Annotated in this window: 16 protein-coding genes; 7 read left to right on the top strand and 9 right to left on the bottom strand. The window is 41.8% G+C overall.

Translation table 11 applies throughout. From position 1 onward, the window contains the following. Positions 1 to 88: 88 nt before the first annotated feature. The 5 genes from OKW21_RS04295 to OKW21_RS04275 all read right to left on the bottom strand — a co-directional run bounded on the left by OKW21_RS04295 (position 89) and on the right by OKW21_RS04275 (position 6,808). On the bottom strand, positions 89 to 1,579 hold the full coding sequence (locus OKW21_RS04295) for a GMC family oxidoreductase (RefSeq protein WP_277477645.1): 1,491 nt from the start codon (positions 1,577 to 1,579) through the stop codon (positions 89 to 91). 19 nt (positions 1,580 to 1,598) lie between these two features. Beyond that, positions 1,599 to 3,050 carry a betaine-aldehyde dehydrogenase gene (betB, locus tag OKW21_RS04290; protein WP_277477643.1) on the bottom strand — a complete coding sequence of 484 codons (1,452 nt, stop codon included), beginning with the start codon at positions 3,048 to 3,050 and terminating at the stop codon, positions 1,599 to 1,601. 144 nt (positions 3,051 to 3,194) lie between these two features. Beyond that, entirely contained in the window at positions 3,195 to 4,754 is a 1,560-nt protein-coding gene (locus OKW21_RS04285; RefSeq protein WP_277477641.1) for an FG-GAP repeat domain-containing protein, read from the bottom strand. A 122-nt stretch (positions 4,755 to 4,876) separates the two neighbouring features. After that, positions 4,877 to 5,854 (bottom strand): NAD(P)-dependent alcohol dehydrogenase, encoded by a 978-nt coding sequence (locus OKW21_RS04280; RefSeq protein WP_277477639.1) that lies wholly within the window; start codon positions 5,852 to 5,854, stop codon positions 4,877 to 4,879. A gap of 207 nt (positions 5,855 to 6,061) precedes the next feature. Then, positions 6,062 to 6,808: a VIT1/CCC1 transporter family protein gene (locus OKW21_RS04275; RefSeq protein ID WP_277477637.1), complete on the bottom strand. Its 747-nt coding sequence runs from the start codon at positions 6,806 to 6,808 to the stop codon at positions 6,062 to 6,064. 162 nt (positions 6,809 to 6,970) lie between these two features. Here OKW21_RS04275 and OKW21_RS04270 point away from each other — a divergent pair, with 162 nt between their 5' ends. Beyond that, positions 6,971 to 8,380 (top strand): aldehyde dehydrogenase, encoded by a 1,410-nt coding sequence (locus OKW21_RS04270; protein ID WP_277477634.1) that lies wholly within the window; start codon positions 6,971 to 6,973, stop codon positions 8,378 to 8,380. A 115-nt stretch (positions 8,381 to 8,495) separates the two neighbouring features. On the opposite strand, the gene OKW21_RS04265 is transcribed toward OKW21_RS04270, so the two are convergent. The 4 genes from OKW21_RS04265 to OKW21_RS04250 all read right to left on the bottom strand — a co-directional run bounded on the left by OKW21_RS04265 (position 8,496) and on the right by OKW21_RS04250 (position 13,067). Next, positions 8,496 to 9,632, bottom strand: coding sequence for a monodechloroaminopyrrolnitrin synthase PrnB family protein (locus tag OKW21_RS04265; RefSeq protein WP_277477632.1), 1,137 nt, complete (start codon positions 9,630 to 9,632; stop codon positions 8,496 to 8,498). 16 nt (positions 9,633 to 9,648) lie between these two features. After that, entirely contained in the window at positions 9,649 to 10,692 is a 1,044-nt protein-coding gene (locus tag OKW21_RS04260; protein ID WP_277477629.1) for a methyltransferase, read from the bottom strand. A gap of 90 nt (positions 10,693 to 10,782) precedes the next feature. Next, the gene (locus tag OKW21_RS04255; RefSeq protein ID WP_277477627.1) at positions 10,783 to 11,181 is read right to left on the bottom strand and encodes a hypothetical protein; all 399 of its coding nucleotides are present in this window, start codon (positions 11,179 to 11,181) and stop codon (positions 10,783 to 10,785) included. A gap of 545 nt (positions 11,182 to 11,726) precedes the next feature. Then, positions 11,727 to 13,067, bottom strand: coding sequence for an MGH1-like glycoside hydrolase domain-containing protein (locus OKW21_RS04250; protein ID WP_277477625.1), 1,341 nt, complete (start codon positions 13,065 to 13,067; stop codon positions 11,727 to 11,729). Positions 13,068 to 13,362: 295 nt separating this feature from the next. Between OKW21_RS04250 and OKW21_RS04245 the strand changes: the two genes are divergently transcribed. From OKW21_RS04245 to OKW21_RS04220, 6 genes are all read left to right on the top strand, one after another. Further along, a complete protein-coding gene (locus tag OKW21_RS04245; RefSeq protein WP_277477623.1) occupies positions 13,363 to 14,145 on the top strand; it encodes an SDR family NAD(P)-dependent oxidoreductase in 783 nt (260 codons plus the stop codon). 41 nt (positions 14,146 to 14,186) lie between these two features. Continuing rightward, positions 14,187 to 15,038: a fumarylacetoacetate hydrolase family protein gene (locus OKW21_RS04240; RefSeq protein WP_277477621.1), complete on the top strand. Its 852-nt coding sequence runs from the start codon at positions 14,187 to 14,189 to the stop codon at positions 15,036 to 15,038. Between the two features lie 106 nt (positions 15,039 to 15,144). Then, positions 15,145 to 15,477, top strand: a complete 333-nt coding sequence (locus OKW21_RS04235) for an L-rhamnose mutarotase (protein ID WP_277477620.1) — start codon at positions 15,145 to 15,147, stop codon at positions 15,475 to 15,477. 323 nt (positions 15,478 to 15,800) lie between these two features. Beyond that, entirely contained in the window at positions 15,801 to 16,634 is an 834-nt protein-coding gene (locus OKW21_RS04230; RefSeq protein WP_277477619.1) for an amidohydrolase family protein, read from the top strand. A 28-nt stretch (positions 16,635 to 16,662) separates the two neighbouring features. Continuing rightward, complete coding sequence (locus tag OKW21_RS04225) at positions 16,663 to 17,448, top strand: L-fucose dehydrogenase (RefSeq protein WP_277477617.1); 786 nt, start codon at positions 16,663 to 16,665, stop codon at positions 17,446 to 17,448. A 54-nt stretch (positions 17,449 to 17,502) separates the two neighbouring features. Then, entirely contained in the window at positions 17,503 to 18,609 is a 1,107-nt protein-coding gene (locus OKW21_RS04220) for an Ldh family oxidoreductase (protein ID WP_277477615.1), read from the top strand. Positions 18,610 to 18,663 lie beyond the last annotated feature (54 nt).

Raw genomic sequence — 18,663 nt, 5'->3', positions numbered from 1 at the left:
ATTACTCGTACTGAAGTTGTAAGATGAAAACATGATGTTTGTGCTTCCCCCAAGTGCTCCATAAGCTGGGGTAGGCAATTATTTTTAATTACTTTTCCTGAAGGATAAAATCAGCGCAACGTTCGCCTATCATCATGCAGGTGATACAGGGATTGATGCTGGTGATGGCCGGAAAGACGGAAGCATCAGCAATCCGCAGATTCTGAATGCCTTTCACCTTCAGGCTGGAATTTGTCACCGCCTTTTCATCCTCTTCAGCGCCCATCTTACAGGTGCCTGCGGGATGATAGACCGTATTATGCGTTTTGTATATATACGCCCTGATCTCCTCATCGGTCTGTACTTCAGGACCGGGAGCGAGTTCGCGTTTAATCCAGGGTTTCAATGCGGGCTGTTCAGCGATTTTGCGGGCAATTTTGATTCCCTCCATCATCACCTGAATATCATAGCCTTCAGGATCGGTGAAGTACTTAGGGTCAATCAGCGGAGCATCCTGTGGGTTGGCTGAACGCAGCCTGACTGTGCCTTCGCTCTTAGCATGCATCACATTAGGAGTCAGTGAAAAAGCCTGATCAGCTGTGGGATAGCCTGCCGGAGCCGTATGCATATCAAATGCCTCTGTACCGAAATGAAACATCATATCAGCAATGGGTAACTCCTTTTGTGTTTTGCAGAAAATACCAATTTCATATTTCTGAGCAGTAGCTTCAGGCACCGGCTGGGCAGATTCCCACATTATTACGCCCTCCGGATGATCTACTAAATGTTCTCCTACCCCGGGGAGGCTTTGTACCACAGGAACACCAATTTCTTTCAGATGGTCCGCAGGACCTATACCGGAAAGCATGAGTAGATGAGGAGTATGAAAAGCCCCTCCGGAAAGAATGACTTCTTTCTCTGCTTCAAATATACCTTTGTTGGTTTCTACGCCTGTAACCTTATTATGCTCATCAATGAGAAGTTTAGTGGCGAAGGTTTCCGTGATGATGGTCAGGTCTTCGGGAATCTGATCATAGGGATGCAGATATGCCACAGAACTGGAATGTCTTAACCCTCCTTTTTTGTTCAGCGAAAACCAACCGGCACTGTGATGATAGTTTCCCTGCTCAAAATCCTGTGCAGGAATACCATACTGTTCACTAGCTTTAATCATGGCTATGCCACAGGCATTGTCAGAACCTGACTGCTCCAGATTCACTTTTTCCAAAACTTTATCGTAGAAAGGGCGGACCACTTCCGGTGCCCAGTTTTCTACACCTAGCCTCGTCCACTCTTCAAAGTCATAGTCAGGGGCCTGAAAGGCGATGGCTGAGTTATGCGAACTGCAACCGCCCATTACCTTAGCACGGCTATGACGCATATTACTGTTGCCGTATTTTTGTGGAGCAATTGTGAAATCATAGTCCAGATCCCCTTCCAGCAGGCTGGACCACTGTTTCAGTTGCAATACATCCTCTCGCTTTTCATCCGAGATACCTGCTTCAATCAGTAATACTTTTCCTGCTCTTTTTTCGGCAAGACGGTATGCCGTAACTACACCGGCAGTTCCTCCTCCGACGATGATGTAATCGTATTTCATTGGTTTTGTGTGTAGATTTTCAGAATGGGTTGACCATTTTATCCATGGCCACATAAACTGTTTTTAATTGTGTGTAATGTTCTATTGCTGCCAGGCCGTTCTCCCGCCCGATACCAGATTGTTTGTAACCTCCGAACGGAATTTCTACCGGATTGATATTAAATGTATTGATCCAGCACATACCGGCTTCCAGGCCAGCTACCATACGGTGCGCTTTTCTTAGGTCTTTCGTAAATACGCCGGCAGCTAGTCCAAAGGGAGTGTTATTAGCCCTTTGCAGTACTTCTTCCTCTTCGCTAAATGTGAGCACCGTCATTACCGGACCAAAGATTTCTTCTTCTACGATGCGTAAATTGTCTTCAGGCGCAACAAAAATAGTAGGTTCCACGAAGTACCCCCCTTCGCAACCTTTCACTTCTACCTGCTGACCTCCGCATGCCAGCTCGGCTCCCTGCTCCGTACCCAGGGAGATGTATTGCATTACTTTTTCAAAATGGTTTTTGCTTATCAACGCTCCTACCCGTGTCTCAGGGTCTGCGGGATCGCCTACTTTGAGCGCCTGGGTTTGCCGGATTAATCTATCCATAAACGCATCTTTCACTGATTCATGTACATACACTCTTGTGCCATTACTACAGATCTCTCCTTGTGTATAAAAGTTACCCAGCATCGCTCCAAAAACTGCTTCGTCCAGATCAGCATCATCAAAAACGATGATGGGTGACTTACCTCCTAGCTCCAGTGTCACTTTTTTTAAGGTGGTGGCGGACGCAGCCATTACTGCTTTTCCGGTGCCTACCTCTCCGGTAATGGATACTTTGGCAATGTCAGGATGCCCGGTCATCATCTGGCCGACAATGGCATCTCCCTGTATCACATTAAAGACACCATCGGGCAGACCTGCTTCGGTAAATATCTCTCCAAGCTTAAATGCGGTAAGTGGTGTGAGCTCAGCAGGCTTGAAGATCATCACATTACCACAGGCCAGTGCTGGAGCCGCTTTCCAGCAAGCGATCTGAATGGGATAATTCCAGGCACCAATGCCGGCACAGATGCCTAAAGGCTCTCTGCGGGTATAGGCAAAATCGCCTCCCAACTGAATATGGTCCCCATGTAGGCTGGCAGCGATTCCGGCATAATATTCCAGGCAGTCGGCTCCCGAAATCACATCAACTTCCAGGGCTTCGCGAATAGGTTTTCCTGCATCCAGCATTTCTAAATGTGCCAACTCGTCATTACGCTCTCTCAGGATCTGAGAAGCTCTGTGCAAGATACGTCCTCTTTCGGTAGGCGACATGGCAGACCACACTTTGAAACCTCGTTTGGCTGAAGCTATGGCTTTTTCAAAGTCATCCGGAGATGTACCACTTACCTCGTGAATGATTTCTCCGGTGGCGGGATTATAATTGTTAAAGCTTTTTCCTGATCCCTGATAGTGCTGGTTATCTATATATAGTGGAATGTTTTTCATAGTCCAAAACTACGAAAAAATTAAGGGAAAGGGGCATGAATGACCGGATTAGCGAGTTGAATCATCTTATTAACTATCAACCCTCATCATCAAAAAAACAAATGGTGAAGGCCCCTCGGCACTTTACTTTATATGCGGCACTTATCAATTACCTATTGTATTCTCCAATAAAACTACTGAAGGACTCTCTTCTATCCATCTCTGGTACAATCCGGTAGTATCTCCTTCAGGAAAAAAGCTTACAAAGGCGCCTAATGCCAGATCAATATCTCCGTCCTGATCTATATCGTTGGCATCCATTACCATCCAGCGGCCAGCAGTAGATTCGGGAAAGGAAAAGGCAGTAAAATTCATTTCCCCGCCATTTTGCAAATAGACAAAGCTCTCCTCCGGAGAATGGGCATAATCGGGGAAGAAAGAAATGGCGGCAATATCCAGGTCACCATCCTGATCAAAATCCCTGGCCAGCGCTTTATAAGCACCATTGAGAGGATAAAACCACTCTTGCTTGAATTGAAAGTTCCCATCATTAAGATAGATATAAATACCGTGATAATTTTTGAGAACAGGCGAAGTGTCCGCATTGTCACCGCAGGTGTAGAGAATATCCAGATGTCTGTCCTGATTGAAATCCACTAACTCAAAGTAAGTGGAGCCATTGAGGGGAGAAAAAGTAAGCAGCGGTTGTGCTTTTAAAAATCCACCCGGACTGTTTTTGAACAAAAAGATTCCTTCCCTCGCCTGAGCCATCAGCGCGATAATATCTGGTCTGCCATCTTCATCAATATCCTTCACGACAGTAAGTGTTGCCCCTGGATCGTGTTTCAGGTAACGAATATTATATTCACTACCCCCCATATTTTCATACCAGGCTAGTTTACCTACTAAGTTTCCAAAATCACAAACCAGGATATCTGTTCTGCCATCCAGGTTCAGGTCGCTGTAACTGACATGCACCGGGCGTTGCAGCTTTTCCAGAAGCATTGTTGACCGGTCGGGCTTTTCTTCCTGACTTACACTGAAGATTTTCTCTACTGTACCCTGAGCATGGTCAGTGGGAAATGCTTTCTTTCCTATAGTCGTAAGATATGCGGTATCGTTCAGGATTTGATAATCAACCGGCGTACTGGGCATGAATACTTCATACTGCTTCTCCATCTGTTGATTCAGCATCACCAGGCGGCTTACATTATCTTTACCGTCAGAAAAAGCAATCTGCGATCGTTCGGGAATAATCTTGACCATTGTACAAAGCGGCGGTCTTACTGAGAATTGAGAAGGCTTATATGCAAAATGCGGCAAGCCTATTTGCATTGGCTTTTCTTTGGGAGATGCAGAAAGAGAATCAGGAGCATTTTCAATGTAGTAATCTACGATCTTTTCCCAATCTACTTTTGAAAGTACAGGTTCCTCAGGGTAAATATTTGCGTCTTCTACCAGCTGCCGTGCTTTGCCATTTTCAAACAGGCTGTCAGGTGGGTGGGAACCTTCAAAAATACCCATGCGGAAGCCCATAGCAGGAAGCACATTCTTTTCCCACACCTCTTTGGGCAGTTGATCAGGAGCTACATAAGCATGACAACTACTACAGTGCTGCAAGGCAAGAGCACTCCCGGGAAGGTTGCTCTCTTTTTTTTCTTCGGTCTGCTGATTATGGCAGGCGATGCCGAACAACAGCAACGCCGACCACAACATCTTCCGCATGTTCACTTGATTTTGGTTCATAAAACTAGCCAAAAAGTCAGGCTTTGCAAATCATAGTTTTAGGCTGATTACCTTAGCTAGTAAGGGCAGGGAAATAAATGGTAAAACACCTTCTTTTGATGTCATGGTGAATCTGTTTTTATCACAACTTTACCTTTATGTTTACCTTCACCGAAATACTGAATTAATCCAGGAGTCTCCGCTAGGGCGTACGGGCCATCAATTTCGCACTTAATTTTACCTTCCCTGAACAGCTCACAGATGTAGTCCAGATCTTTATTGGGTTTTAAACTAAGAACTTGAAGTTTTTTCGTTGAGAACAGATTTATTAGCTTACTCCACAACAAAACTTTAATCAAGCTACCTACCTTACCTCCTATGGTAACATACCTGCCATTTACCTTTAATGCGCTCAAATAAGAAAAAGCGGATTTGTTGGTTTTACAATCCAGAATCAAATCATACTTTTCCCCTGCTTTAGTAAAATTTATCTGCTTATAATCTATGGTGGTATCAAAACCAATGGATTTCATCATTTCTATTTTCTCCTGAGCATCAACCCCAGTCACATGGCAGTGGTAAAGCTTGGCCAATTGTAGGCCTATGGTTCCCACACCTCCCCCACCGCCATTGATCAGGACTTTTTGACCTTGCTCAATTTTACCAATATCTCTCAGGGCTTGTAAAGCAAGGGTGGATGCATGCGGAAGGGCCGCTGCTTCTTCAAAGCTTATTGTTTCAGGTTGCTTAATTACCGCATTTTTATTGATACATATATATTCGGCAAAAGTCCCGAAACCGTATTCCGATATGTCACCAAATACTGCCTCGCCAACCTTATGATTATGGACATCAGCACCAATCTCTGCCACAATACCCGAAAGTTCCATTCCTGAAATAGGATGTTTGGGTTTAAGAAAACCAAACATGAGTCTGTACAGATAAGGTTGACCCCTCACAAGGCTCCAGTCATAATCATTGACCGCAGTAGCCTTAATTTTTATCAGGACTTCGTTGTGTTTAGGAGATGGTTTTTCTACTTCCCTTAAAGAGAGAACTTTCTCCGGAGGTCCGTATTGCTCAAACAGGATGGCTTTCATTTGTTGTTCAATAAAGTAGAGGCGTTGGCAAAACAAACTATCTTGGCTTTACAATCAGGCACCTAGCTATATGCAATATAAGCGTATTAGCGCAGTTAACAAGAGGGTTAGCGGGTAGCAACCCTCTTCCTAAGATTACAACTCTATGCGCTACGTTTGATCTATCAGTACAATTAGCCTATTTTTGCTACCTCTTTCCATCTGATCTCAATTCACTATTTTTTCCAAAACATTACCCACCCAGTAGGCCAAAACTGCGGCTGAAGCTCCTAGTAAAAGTGTTTCCACTATGCTGCGAAAACGAGGAGTCTGGTTGACATAACTTTTTAGCCATCCAATCCCGATGAAAGCAAAGGATGTCAAAATACTGGCAATCATAAAAGTGTGTTGTATATCTACACCCTGCAAATAGTTGTAAACATAAACAAGCAGAGGGACTAAACCCACCACAATGAATGACAGAAAAGTCACCAGTCCTATCGTCCAGGGAGATTTGGTCTCGGGAGTCATTTCCAGTTCTTCTTTCATCATGATATCTACCCAGCGGTCTTTGTCTTCGGTGATCTTGGCCACTACCTGTTCAAGTAATTCACCTTCAAATCCTTTCGCTTCGTAAATCTCTCTCACTTCTTCTACTTCTCTGTCGGGCATATGTTCTACCTCCCAGTACTCTATATTTTTATGTTTTTCGTAATTGTCAGCTTGAGTTTTGGTAGAGAGATACGCCCCTACTGACATGGAAAAGCCATCAGCGATCAAATTGGCAAAACCCAGGATCAATACTACGGCTGCTCCTAAATCCGCTCCTGCTGCTCCGGCCACTACTGCAAATGTGGTGACGCTTCCATCTATCCCCCCGTATACAAACTCACCAAGGTAATCCTGCAATTTTCCTAAAGAAGAGTTAGCTCCGTGCAACTTATCTTCTGACTTTGGCTTCTTCTGACCTATCATTTTCCTTTTTTGACGAATATAGCCATAGTCAATCTAAATCTAAGGGGGCATTTATAATTTGAAACTGATTCAAATAAATATCGTGATAAATGACAAGCTTGTAGTTGTATACAACTTCCTCAGAGTTTTCGAGCTGAATTATAGAAATTAAATACTGTAGTGATGAGTACAACAACACTTTCTAAAGAATCAAAAGATACGACTGCAAATGCCTATTTTGATGACAAAAAAACTTTTTTTAAGTCTGGAAATACGCTACCATACACTTTTAGAAAAGAGCAGCTCAAAAAGCTAAAAGCCGCCATTGTAGGTTATGAGTATGATATCGGTCAGGCGCTAAAAGCTGACCTGCATAAACCTGACTTTGAAGCATACACCAGCGAAGTGGCACTTCTTCACGCTGAGGTCAATCATACATTGAAACATTTGAAAAAGTGGATGAAGCCGGAAAGTGTACCAACCTCTCTCATACATTTTCCCTCAAAAAGTAAAGTGTATAAAGAGCCTTTAGGTGTCAGTCTCATCATTGGTCCCTGGAACTATCCGTTCCAGCTATTAATAGCACCGCTGATTGGTGCCATTGCCGCAGGAAATACAGTAGTACTGAAGCCCTCAGAGCTTACTCCGCACACTTCAAAAGTCATCGAGGATATGATTAGCCATACTTTTGACAGGAAATATATCAGTGTAATACAGGGTGACGGAGCTAAAATAGTACCCCAGCTTATGGAAAACCATCGCTTTGATCATATTTTCTTTACCGGAAGTGTTCCTGTTGGAAAAATTATTGCTAAGCAGGCCGCTGAAAAACTCACACCAGTAACATTAGAATTAGGAGGTAAAAGCCCTGCCATTGTTGACCATACGGCCAAACTCAAAGTCGCTGCACGAAGAATAGCCTGGGGAAAAGCATTCAATGCGGGGCAAACCTGCGTTAGCCCTGACTATCTGCTCCTGGAAAAGAGTATCAAAGAGGAGTTTATTACTCACTTTCATAACGCAATAGAACAGTTTTATGGTGAACTGCATCCTGACCACCAGAATTATGGACGTATATTAAATCAAAAGCGATTTGATACACTCATTGCTTATCTGGATCAGGGTAATATCATGTATGGCGGAAAGACTGATCGTGAGAAATTATTTATTGGGCCTACTCTAATAGATAATGTAGATATGGAAAGCCCGATCATGCAGGAAGAAATTTTTGGGCCAATTCTACCCGTATTGACATTTTCAAATTATCAAGAGGTAATAGAGACGATCTCTATTAACTCTCATCCGCTATCGCTTTACCATTTTACCTCAGACAAAAAAAATGAAAAACTGATCAGGAAGAAAGTTCAATTCGGAGGGGGAGCAGTAAATGATACAATAGTTCATTTAAGTAACCCTAACTTGCCTTTCGGAGGCATTGGCAGTAGCGGATATGATGCCTATCATGGAAAACATAGTTTTGATACTTTTACCCATAAAAAAAGTATTATGAGGCGGGGAACCTGGATTGATCTACCTGTTCGGTACGCACCTTACACCAAGCATAAGAAAAAGCTTGCCAAGCTATTTATGTAGTAAGCAATAAGTTATTAAGATGTAACTCCTCTCCTTCAAAGGGCTATATATATAACTTATTTTTTGTTGAGAGAAAATGCGAAAGCCTCCCATTAAAAGAGAGGCTTTGCTACAATTAATATTGATATGCTTGTTTATTTTTATAGTCTTGAATACTGCTTTTTAGCCTTTCAAGCGCTTCCAGGTTTAGTTTGAGGATGAGATGCAGCACTCCAGGTTCATAACCGCCACTACCTTTCTCCCGATAAGCATCTTTAGCAGCATGCTCGTAAGCCTCATCTGCCATCTTTTTGTGTGGGGCTCTGAAGCTTTTCAGCAAGTTAAACAGCTTAATGAGATGCTTTGCACTGTCAAGTCGGACCACTGAATAATCATTTGCCTGCCTAAGTTCCTGAATACACTTATTCACCAGGCTGGGCAGATGCTTATAGGCATCATACAACTCTCGCATCACTGCCTGATTGTAAGGCAGATATGCTTGCTTAAATTCATTATAAAAAGCTTCACCTAGATCACAGTTCCACAGTATGTGATCAAAAACGAATACCGGCATCTCCACTGCACCGGGTCCCAAATATTCTTGTTCGTTTAGTTCAATGGGATCAAAATAAAACCTTAGTTCTTCCGCGAAATACCGGGGGCTTACATTCCTCTTGGCATTCACCATACCTTGTACCATCCCATCAAAGTGGGTGATTACTCTTTCACACACTGGAACAAATTCGGGAGAACTTAAAGGTATGTTGTATAACTCATTTAATGCACGTATAGCCTCATGCAAGGGCAGTATGGCCACTTTTACACTTTTAATTAATTGTATTTCATCTTCAGTACCAGTGTAGGTACGCTGACGCTTTCCTTCCGGATTCCATCTTACATAGTGGATCAAAGTATCACGAGGAGGAAGATCTGTGATATCAGCTAAAATATTGAGTTTTTCTTCCAGCTCAGGGATCACATGAACTGGCTCTACCCCATGTCGCTTTAACGAGCCGAGCATAATACCAATATCACGCATTGCTGCACATGCCTCATAAAAATCCATGTCTGCTGCCTCCTTTATTGAGGGTAGCATGTCTACCAGCATCAGGACTAACGCTATAGTATCCTTTCCCTTATTCAGAGCAGGTACAGCTTTCAGTCGCTCATCCGATTGAAGTGGGTCAAGGCAACAAATATATTGGTCTTCTTTCTTTTGCTCTTCTAAGGCAGGAATACACTGAGCCTCATATGCAACTGTTTTAAAAGTCATAGTCCAATTTTATCGGTTATTTATAAGCAATTGCAGCGCTTACAGGGCCACCTAAAGAAATAAATTCTACAGCACTAAAACCTATATTCTTTGTCCATTCCTCATATTGTTTCTGAGTATAGTTAAAGCCACTGTCAGATTCTATCAGCATATTGAGAGACATCAATAAGCCAAAAGTATTTTCTTTGCGCTCATTATCCAGAACCATTTCTATTGCTACAAGACAACCTCCTTCGGGTAAAGCCTCGTAGGCTTTAGTGATAAGCATTTTCTTTTTCTCAAGGTCAAAACTGTGTAATATGTTACCCATGGTAACTATATCTGCTTTGGGAAAAGGCTCATTGAAAAAATCACCATTACGTACACTTACCCGATCTGAGACCCCATGTTTTTCAGCGGTAGCTTTAGCGAAAGGCTCTAACTGTGGAAGGTCAAAAGTGGTACAGTGCATATGAGCATGCTGTTGAGCAACCAGTGCGGAGAGAAGCCCGGCAGAACCACCGGCATCTACCAGAGTGTTGTAAGCAGAAAAATCAAACCGTTCTGCAAAAGCCATAAAGCTTAGCTTTTGTATACCTGACATAGCCTCAGTAAACTGGGCTAAAGCTTCTGGTTTTTCATATATAGCCTCAAAGGATTCCTTACCAGTATACTTAGCCTCATTCTGGGGTTGGCCTGTTTTCAAGCCCTCTTCAAGATCTCCCCAAAATCTGTACTCGCGATCATTTGCCATTTCCAGAAAGCCTCCAAGGTAGCTGGGCTGATTTTTATCAAGAAACATAGCAGTATCAGGAGTATTTTGATACACAGCGGATTCACCACTGCCTATTCTTTCCAAAAAGCCTAAGGAATACAGAGCATCAAGAAAGTCACGTACATACAAACCTTCTTTGTTTAAGCCTAGCTTCAATTTAATATGCTCGGCGTTTAAAGGTTTTTCACCTAATAAAGTGAATAAACCCAGCTTGGTAGCAGAGAGTAGGGTTTTGGATGACCAAAAACTTAATCCTACCTGAATAATTTTAAAAGGATCTACTTGAACAGGGATTGTAACTGACATAGTTTAAAGTATTATCTAAAAAAAATAGCTTTGTGACAAACATTAAAAAAAACCGGAAAGTGAAACTCTCCGGTTTTCATAAGTGACTAATTATTCATTTAACCAATCAACGCATTCTCTACGTGAGTTAAACGTTTTCACTTCAATATTTCCCATCATAGTTGCGCTATTCACATTGTCTACTGTAGCTTTAGCAAACACATCTTCGGATACCAATACAGCTAATTTTCTTAAGCCTGCTCTATCGAGGGCAGGAAAAGCTTCACCTACCAGATACCCCTGAACTTCTTTAGAAAGAACTTTCAGCGTACTTTGGTCACTCAGATGCTTAGTGATTTTGTTTTTTCTCACATATTCAACCATTGCATCGCAACCTTTTTTGGTGCTTTCCAGATTCAAAAACCCACTCCATTTAGCGATGATGATATTCTCCTCATTAGTAATTTCCGCACACTTATCAGTGTAAAGTGCTTTACTTGTAGTAATCATAAATTTTGATGAATTAGATGTTTGATATTTTGGGGACCAAATTACGAATGAGGTATGCAGAAAAAAGCTCGAAAAAGCGGTCATTTTTGAGATGAAATATTTTTGGCAATATATCTTGCCATTATTTTCAGTAAACGCTCAGAATCAATGCATACAACTAAAATTTTACTTTGAACTAAAAGACAGGCTTACAACTAGATGTAATATTTAATATAATAGCAGAATATACTGTAATAAATGTAAAAAGCGCTCATATACATTAAGTAAAAAGTCCTGAAATATTTCTAACTACTTTCACATTCATTTGGCATAAAAAAATTTAGATTTTGACATCATTTGAGTGCATATACTCAAAAATCAATATAAAATGCTGCGAATTTATTTTTTATCTATAGAAGTTAGGTATGTTTCAGGCAGCTAAAAATAAATCTTAATACCTAAGTATTCATGATTACATGAGTTTTTAAAAGGGACAGGCGTTAAGAAAGCTTCTAGAAAAATTCTAAAAGCTGAAATATGACATAAGCTTTTGCATCCGCATTAGGCTATTCATTAAGCCAGTCCAGGCAAAGCGCTGCTGACCATGAGAACTGATGACTTCCATACCCCTGTCTGTTGTTGATTACATCTTTTTTTGGGTCAAAGTATTCATAGAAGCCATAGTAGTTGATCAGATCAATAGAGTCTGATTTAACCATTGCCGCTTCCTGCGCATATCCATAACTGTGTAATCCGTGGTAAAGCATCCAGTTCATATTGATCCAAACGGGGCCTCTCCAATATTTTTTAGGATCAAACTTATCACTAAGTGGTGTAAATGAAGAACAAAGATAGTAGGGCAAACTTTCATTACTAAGAAACTTAGGCCCTATCAAGGTATCCACCATTTTCTTGGCCTGCAGATCAGAAGGTATATTTGCATAGAGAGGCATAAGCCCGGAAGAGGCTTCCATTTCTATCTTTTGCCCGTTAATCAGATCATAGGCATCATACATGCCTGTGCTTTCATTCCACAGCTTATTGTTCATAGCTGAGATGGACTTTTCATTCCACGTTTTAAATACCTGGATATCTTCACCAATCAGAGCACCTAATTCTATCATTGCCTGATTGGACCTGATCAAAATAGTATTAAAAAGAGGATCCTGTACAGCAAAAGGTGTTAACTCAAAGATTTTATCTTCCCGATAATCACCTTTTCTAAATACATCTATCAAATAGATATAACGATCATAGTCAAGATTAGTAGGACGGTGCTCTGCATGACCTGAGTTTAAGTCTTTTCTGGTGAAAGGAGGCACTTTGACCTTAGAAAAGTCTATGGTTTCAAGAGGAATATCCCAGGTGGGTGAGTTATCATTTCCAGACTCCCAAGGGTGGCGAATGTATACAAGACCTTCATTTTGAGGATCGCGTTCATTGTAGAAGTAAGCGTGCATGGCTTTGATCTTCGGGAACATTTCCCTGATAAAGTTAAGTGCCCTATCTTTATCTTTTGCGACCTGATACATCCGTTGAAGTACAAAACCATGGACGGCGGGATTGGAGATTCCTGAAGTCTCAGCTATTTTTGGAGCATCAAATGACCTCCAGGTTTCCCAAAAGTTAATCCCAGGAAAATAATGCCCATCACCTTCAGGATTAAAAATAATATGCGGAAGCATGCCATTAGCCCATTGTCCACTGAATAAGTGCCTTAATTCCGACTCGGCCTGATCCATATCAAAATGCGCGTAGCCAATAGCAATAAAACCTGCGTCCCAATTCCATTGATGAGGATACAATGCTGGTGCTGGTTTGGTAAACTTTCCTATTCTGTTATTCAATAATACATTTTTAGCTTCATCAATAAGAGTTTTTGAATCCACTTCTACTATTGTATTCATATTCATCTGTTATTTCTAAAAATAGCTTTTAGATGATCAATCTGCTCTACTATAAATACATATATGTAAGCAGATGGTTTAAATTTTATTATTTCAAAAATAAAGTTAAACATTAAATATCTTATTGATAATTATTCCGCAGAAAAGTATTCCTAATTTATCACTATTGTAAATTTTCCCTGCCGAGCCCTGAGTGATATTATGTGAGGGTCATGCAAATCTGCTGTTTATTTGTAGATTTGGTGAACAAGCACAACATATATGCCTTTTTTGGATTTGAATAATTATTTTTCTCATGCAAGCATTTAGCCTTTCTCAAAAAGTAGCAGTAATCACCGGCGCGGGAAGTGGTATCGGTAAAAGCATAGCAGAAGTTTTTTCACGGCACAGTGCAAAAGTTTATATTTTAGATGTTGATGAAAGTTCAGCAACAAAAGTAGTGGAGCAAATTACTTCAAATGGAGGAGAGGCTCTCTACAGATTCTGCAATGTTGCCTCTCAGACAGAAGTAAGGCAGGTAATACAGCACATAGCTGATGAAAACGAAAAAATAGACATACTCGTCAATAATGCAGGTGTAGCCCATGTGGGTAATGTGGAGAAAACAAGCGAAGAAGACCTGGATAGAATTTACAGCATCAATATCAAAGGGGTATATAACTGCTTATACGCCTGTATCCCATATATGAAAGCCCAGGGTGGAGGAGTGATACTTAATCTAGCCTCCGTAGCGTCTGTATTGGGTATTGCTGACCGTTTTGCTTACTCTATGAGCAAGGGCGCAGTACTTACCATGACATTGTCAGTAGCCAAGGATTATGTAGCGGATAATATCCGTTGTAACAGTATTGCCCCCGGAAGAGTCCATACTCCTTTCGTAGATGGATTCTTAAAGAAAAACTATCCGGGCAAGGAAAGCGAAATGTTTGAAAAGCTATCCAAAACCCAGCCCATCGGAAGGATGGGTAAACCTGAAGAAATCGCTAATCTGGCATTGTTTCTTTGTTCAGACGAAGCCGGATTCATCACTGGAAGCAATTATCCGATTGATGGAGGGTTCATTACGCTCAATAGTTAATCAATTAATCAAAATACCTAACCAATAATTTAAGCTAACCCATGAAACTATTTCGTTTTGGAAATCCCGGATCAGAAAAACCGGGTGTATTACACAATGAACAGAAGCTGGATGTCTCTGGATTTGGAGAAGATTTTACTGAAGAATTTTTGGCCAATGACGGGCTCAATAGACTGGACAAATGGCTGAATGATAATATCAGTAATTGTCCACAGCTAAGTGATCAGGAAAGGCTGGCTCCTCCTATCAAAAAACCGGGAAAAATAGTATGTATCGGTCTGAACTATAAAGATCATGCCGCTGAAAGCAAAATGGAGTTGCCTGTTGAGCCTATTATTTTCTTTAAAGCTACTTCATCCATAGTCGGGCCAAACGATGACCTAATCATTCCTAAAGGAAGCGAAAAAACAGACTGGGAAGTAGAGTTAGGCGTTGTAATAGGTAAAAAGGCAAGCTACGTAGCGGAAACCGAGGCAATGGACCATGTGGCCGGCTACGTATTACATAATGATTATAGTGAAAGAGCGTTTCAGCTAGAACGTTCCGGACAGTGGGTTAAAGGCAAAAGTTGTGACACATTTGCCCCCTTAGGCCCCTATGTGGTTACCAAAGAGGAAATTGCTGATATCAATAACTTGCGTTTATGGTTAACAGTAAATGGAGAGACCAAGCAGGATGGCAATACTTCTGACCTGATCTTTAAAATTCCTCATCTGGTAAGTTATCTTAGCCAGTTTATGACCCTAATGCCGGGAGACATAATCTCTACCGGTACACCTGCCGGAGTCGGTTTAGGCTTCAACCCTCCCCAGTTTATCCATGCCGGGGATGTGATAGAATTAGGCATTGAAGGCTTAGGTTCTTCCAGGCAGGTGGCCAAAGCATACGAATAGTTTGATAGTTTTTTTGGTGCGAAGGGGTTATGGTTGCTAATAAATTGGTGATCTTCAATACTAAAAACCATAACACCATCGCACCCTAAATGCAGAACCCTTACTTATGAAAGACTTTGCCATGTCAGTTAATCTGAGAGATGAAGAGGAAGCTATTAAGCAGTATGAGCATTATCATGCACAGCCCTGGCCGGAAGTAATTCCCTCACTCAAAAAGGTAGGTGTGCTTGACATGAAAATCTATCGCCTGGGTAGAAGGTTATTTATGTTTATGCAAACTGAAGATAGCTTTGAGCCAGAGGTTGGCTTCCCTAAATACCTTAAATTAGATGAGCGTTGCCAGGAGTGGGAGGATCTGATGGGTACTTTTCAGGAGCCATTACCGGAAGCCGGTCCGGGAGAAAAATGGGTACAGATGAAGAAAATTTTTGAATTTTGATTAACTGAATTTGAAAAGAGTAGAATTGCTGATGGGTAGCAAGTGTTATTTAGAAAAGAGTTAAAGCATAGAACTAAACAATTGTTACGATCTGCAACCATGGTAGCCGCTAATCTCAAAGCCGCTTGTAGTGCGTGTCCTGATAGGTAATTGATTATTCAGTAAACATTGCATTGTAAAAGAACAAGCAGATGTGTCCATAGTCTGTTGGGAATTACTTGCTGAAGTTGATATCAGAAAAACTTCAGAAAAAAGTTACAAAATAATTCAAAAAAGAAATATTAATAATGCAACGCTTCGGTCTTTTACTCATACTATAGATCATGAAAATTGATGCACATCAACATTTTTGGAAATATGACCCACTAAAGCTCGGGTGGATTAATGATGCCATGCAGGTACTTAAACGCGACTATTTACCTCCAGACTTAAAGAGGGAAATGGATAAAACAGGTTTTGATGGTTGTGTGGCAGTGCAGGCAAGTCAGAGTGAAGAAGAGACAGACTTTTTACTAGCTCAGGCTGAGCAATATAATTACATCAAAGGAGTAGTGGGCTGGGTAGATTTGTGCGACTACAATGTAAAGAATCGTTTGACCCACTATGCCCAGTTTCCCAAGCTTTGCGGAATGAGACATATTGTTCATGATGAGGAGGACGATTATTTTCTGCTCAGACCAGATTTCATGCGTGGAGTTAAGATGCTAAAAGAATTTGACCTCACATACGATATCCTGATTTTTGAAAAGCACCTAGCTGTCACGCTTCAGTATGTTTCTTATTTCCCCGAAAGTAGATTGGTCGTAGACCATATTGCTAAGCCCAGAATAGCCACTGCGGAATTGTCTCCCTGGAAAGAAAATATACGCTCACTGGCCGAATATCCGAATGTCTACTGCAAACTCTCAGGTATGGTCACTGAGGCTGACTGGAAAAACTGGAAACCTGATGACTTCAAGATCTATCTTGATGTTGTTTTTGAAGCCTTTGGCACTAACAAATTAATGATAGGCTCAGACTGGCCGGTATGTCGTCTGGCTGCTGAATATGAGGAGGTAATGGCTGTTGTAGAAAACTATATCAGTCAGCTTTCTCAGGATGAACAAGCAAGGATATTAGGCGGAAACGCTATTGATTTTTATCAACTTTCAATATAAATCACAACACCTGAAAATTTGCTCCACTATGAATCTCAACCTAACTGACAAAGTGATTATTGTAACTGGCGGTGGCAGTGGTATTGGAGAAGCCATTGTTCGTGAAGCTGTAGAGGAAGAGGCTATTCCCATCATTGTAAACCGAAGCCGGGAGAAGGGAGAAGCACTGGAAAACGAACTTCTGGAAAAAGGCCACTCCTGTCTGTTTGTTCAAGCTGACCTCAGTCAAAAAGAAGCCTGTCGTAAAGTGATTGAGGAAGCTGTAGAAAAATTTGGAAAGATTGATGTATTGGTGAATAATGCCGGTTATAATGATAGTGTAGGGCTGGAGAATGGTTCTCCGGAACAGTTTATGGAATCTATTCAGAGTAATATTTTTCATTACTATACACTTGCCCACTATGCCTTACCCTACCTGATTAAAAGTAAGGGAAACATTATCAATATTAGTTCTAAAACCGCTATCACGGGTCAGGGTAATTCTTCTGCCTATATTGCCAGCAAAGCCGGACAACTGGGTTTGACCCGGGAGTGGGCGGTAGAGCTTCTCCCCTATGGCATTCGCGTAAATGCCGTATTGCCCGCCGAAGTAATGACCCCCATGTACCGGGGTTGGCTGGATACTTATGATCATCCGGAAGAAAAGCTCAAAGAAATTACCAGCCGTATTCCATTAGGGCAGCGCATGACTACTCCTGAAGAGATTGCTTACACAGTACTCTTTACAGCTTCAGATAAATCAGCGCATACGACCGGTCAGTACCTCTTCCCGGATGGCGGCTATACACACCTGGACAGAGCCATTGGTTCCTGATGTTCTGATACACTTTTTGTAAGAGGAAAAGTAAAGACATAAAATACCGTTCCTATGGCCAATATAGAAAGCTTCACCTTCTCTTCTGCTTATCTGAAAAATTTTACCAGAGAAGTTTTCAGATATTATGGAGTTTCAGAACAGGACGCAGAACTGGCATCTGATATTTTGGCAATGAGTGATCTTCGTGGTATTGAATCTCATGGTGTCGCACGTTTACAAACTTACGTTGGCTTACTCAAAGCAGGAAGAATCAACCCCAAGCCAAACATTAAAATTATTAGGCAGAAGCCAAGTACTGCTACTGTTGACGGAGACAACGGTTTAGGCCTTGTGGTTGGTCCCAAAGCAAACGAGATTGCTATGGAAAAAGCAGAACAGGTCGGTTCCGGCTGGGTGGGCGTCTGTCATACCAATCATTTTGGTATTGCAGGATACTATCCATTACAAGCGCTCAAACGCGATATGATTGGCTGGGCTTTGACAAATACTACCAAAATCGTCACCCCCCTTTGGGGAATGGAGCGTATGCTGGGAACTAACCCTATTGCCATTGCTTTTCCCGCCCTTGAAGAACCTCCCATCGTAATTGACATGGCTACCAGCGTAGCTGCTTTCGGCAAAGTAGAAATCGCCAAACGTGAGCAAAAACCTATCCCTACAGGTTGGGGTATCGATAGCAAAGGGAATGATACGCAAATAGCTGATGCGTTGATAGAGGGAGGGGCTTTACTTCCCCTCGGCACAAATGGTACGCTTGGAGCGCATAAAGGCTATGCTTTGAGTTCAATGGTAGATATACTTTCGGCAGTCTTGAGCGGTGCTAACTGGGGGCCATTTACTCCTCCTTTTACCATCCAGCAGACCATGCCGGAAAGAAGTGTGGGCAAAGGAATCGGCCACTTTTTTGGTGCGATGCAGATAGATGGCTTTATTGAAACTGACGAATTTAAACGGCAGATGGATGATTGGATTCGTACTTTCAGGAAAACCAAAGCTGTCCCTGGAACACCTGGCCCTCTCATCCCGGGTGACCCCGAACGAGCAGCTGAGGCTATCAGAAGCGTTAGTGGCATCCCTTTAATTAAACCGGTAGTCGATGAGCTTCTTTTAATTTCTAAAGTGACCGCCGTCCCTTTTGATCTCAATGAAGCTAAATAAATTCAGCATATATGTACCTTCTTCTTGCTCTTCTCGTAGAAAAGCAAGAAGGTA

It is taken from the genome of Catalinimonas alkaloidigena (genome assembly GCF_029504655.1).
In the GTDB taxonomy this organism is placed as follows: Bacteria; Bacteroidota; Bacteroidia; order Cytophagales; family Cyclobacteriaceae; genus Catalinimonas; species Catalinimonas alkaloidigena.
The sequence above is the reverse complement of the archived record's forward strand: the minus strand, read 5'-3'. Positions and strand labels throughout refer to the sequence as shown.

Coding starts and splice junctions, on each gene's coding strand:
- OKW21_RS04275 (WP_277477637.1), bottom strand. CDS start 6,808: ATGATAGGTCAGAAGAAGCCAAAGTCAGAAGATAAGTTGCACGGAGCT.
- OKW21_RS04295 (WP_277477645.1), bottom strand. CDS start 1,579: ATGAAATACGATTACATCATCGTCGGAGGAGGAACTGCCGGTGTAGTT.
- OKW21_RS04265 (WP_277477632.1), bottom strand. CDS start 9,632: ATGACTTTTAAAACAGTTGCATATGAGGCTCAGTGTATTCCTGCCTTA.
- OKW21_RS04260 (WP_277477629.1), bottom strand. CDS start 10,692: ATGTCAGTTACAATCCCTGTTCAAGTAGATCCTTTTAAAATTATTCAG.
- OKW21_RS04220 (WP_277477615.1), top strand. CDS start 17,503: ATGGCCAATATAGAAAGCTTCACCTTCTCTTCTGCTTATCTGAAAAAT.
- OKW21_RS04245 (WP_277477623.1), top strand. CDS start 13,363: ATGCAAGCATTTAGCCTTTCTCAAAAAGTAGCAGTAATCACCGGCGCG.
- OKW21_RS04225 (WP_277477617.1), top strand. CDS start 16,663: ATGAATCTCAACCTAACTGACAAAGTGATTATTGTAACTGGCGGTGGC.
- OKW21_RS04255 (WP_277477627.1), bottom strand. CDS start 11,181: ATGATTACTACAAGTAAAGCACTTTACACTGATAAGTGTGCGGAAATT.
- OKW21_RS04285 (WP_277477641.1), bottom strand. CDS start 4,754: ATGCGGAAGATGTTGTGGTCGGCGTTGCTGTTGTTCGGCATCGCCTGC.
- OKW21_RS04280 (WP_277477639.1), bottom strand. CDS start 5,854: ATGAAAGCCATCCTGTTTGAGCAATACGGACCTCCGGAGAAAGTTCTC.
- OKW21_RS04235 (WP_277477620.1), top strand. CDS start 15,145: ATGAAAGACTTTGCCATGTCAGTTAATCTGAGAGATGAAGAGGAAGCT.
- OKW21_RS04270 (WP_277477634.1), top strand. CDS start 6,971: ATGAGTACAACAACACTTTCTAAAGAATCAAAAGATACGACTGCAAAT.
- OKW21_RS04240 (WP_277477621.1), top strand. CDS start 14,187: ATGAAACTATTTCGTTTTGGAAATCCCGGATCAGAAAAACCGGGTGTA.
- OKW21_RS04230 (WP_277477619.1), top strand. CDS start 15,801: ATGAAAATTGATGCACATCAACATTTTTGGAAATATGACCCACTAAAG.
- betB (WP_277477643.1), bottom strand. CDS start 3,050: ATGAAAAACATTCCACTATATATAGATAACCAGCACTATCAGGGATCA.
- OKW21_RS04250 (WP_277477625.1), bottom strand. CDS start 13,067: ATGAATACAATAGTAGAAGTGGATTCAAAAACTCTTATTGATGAAGCT.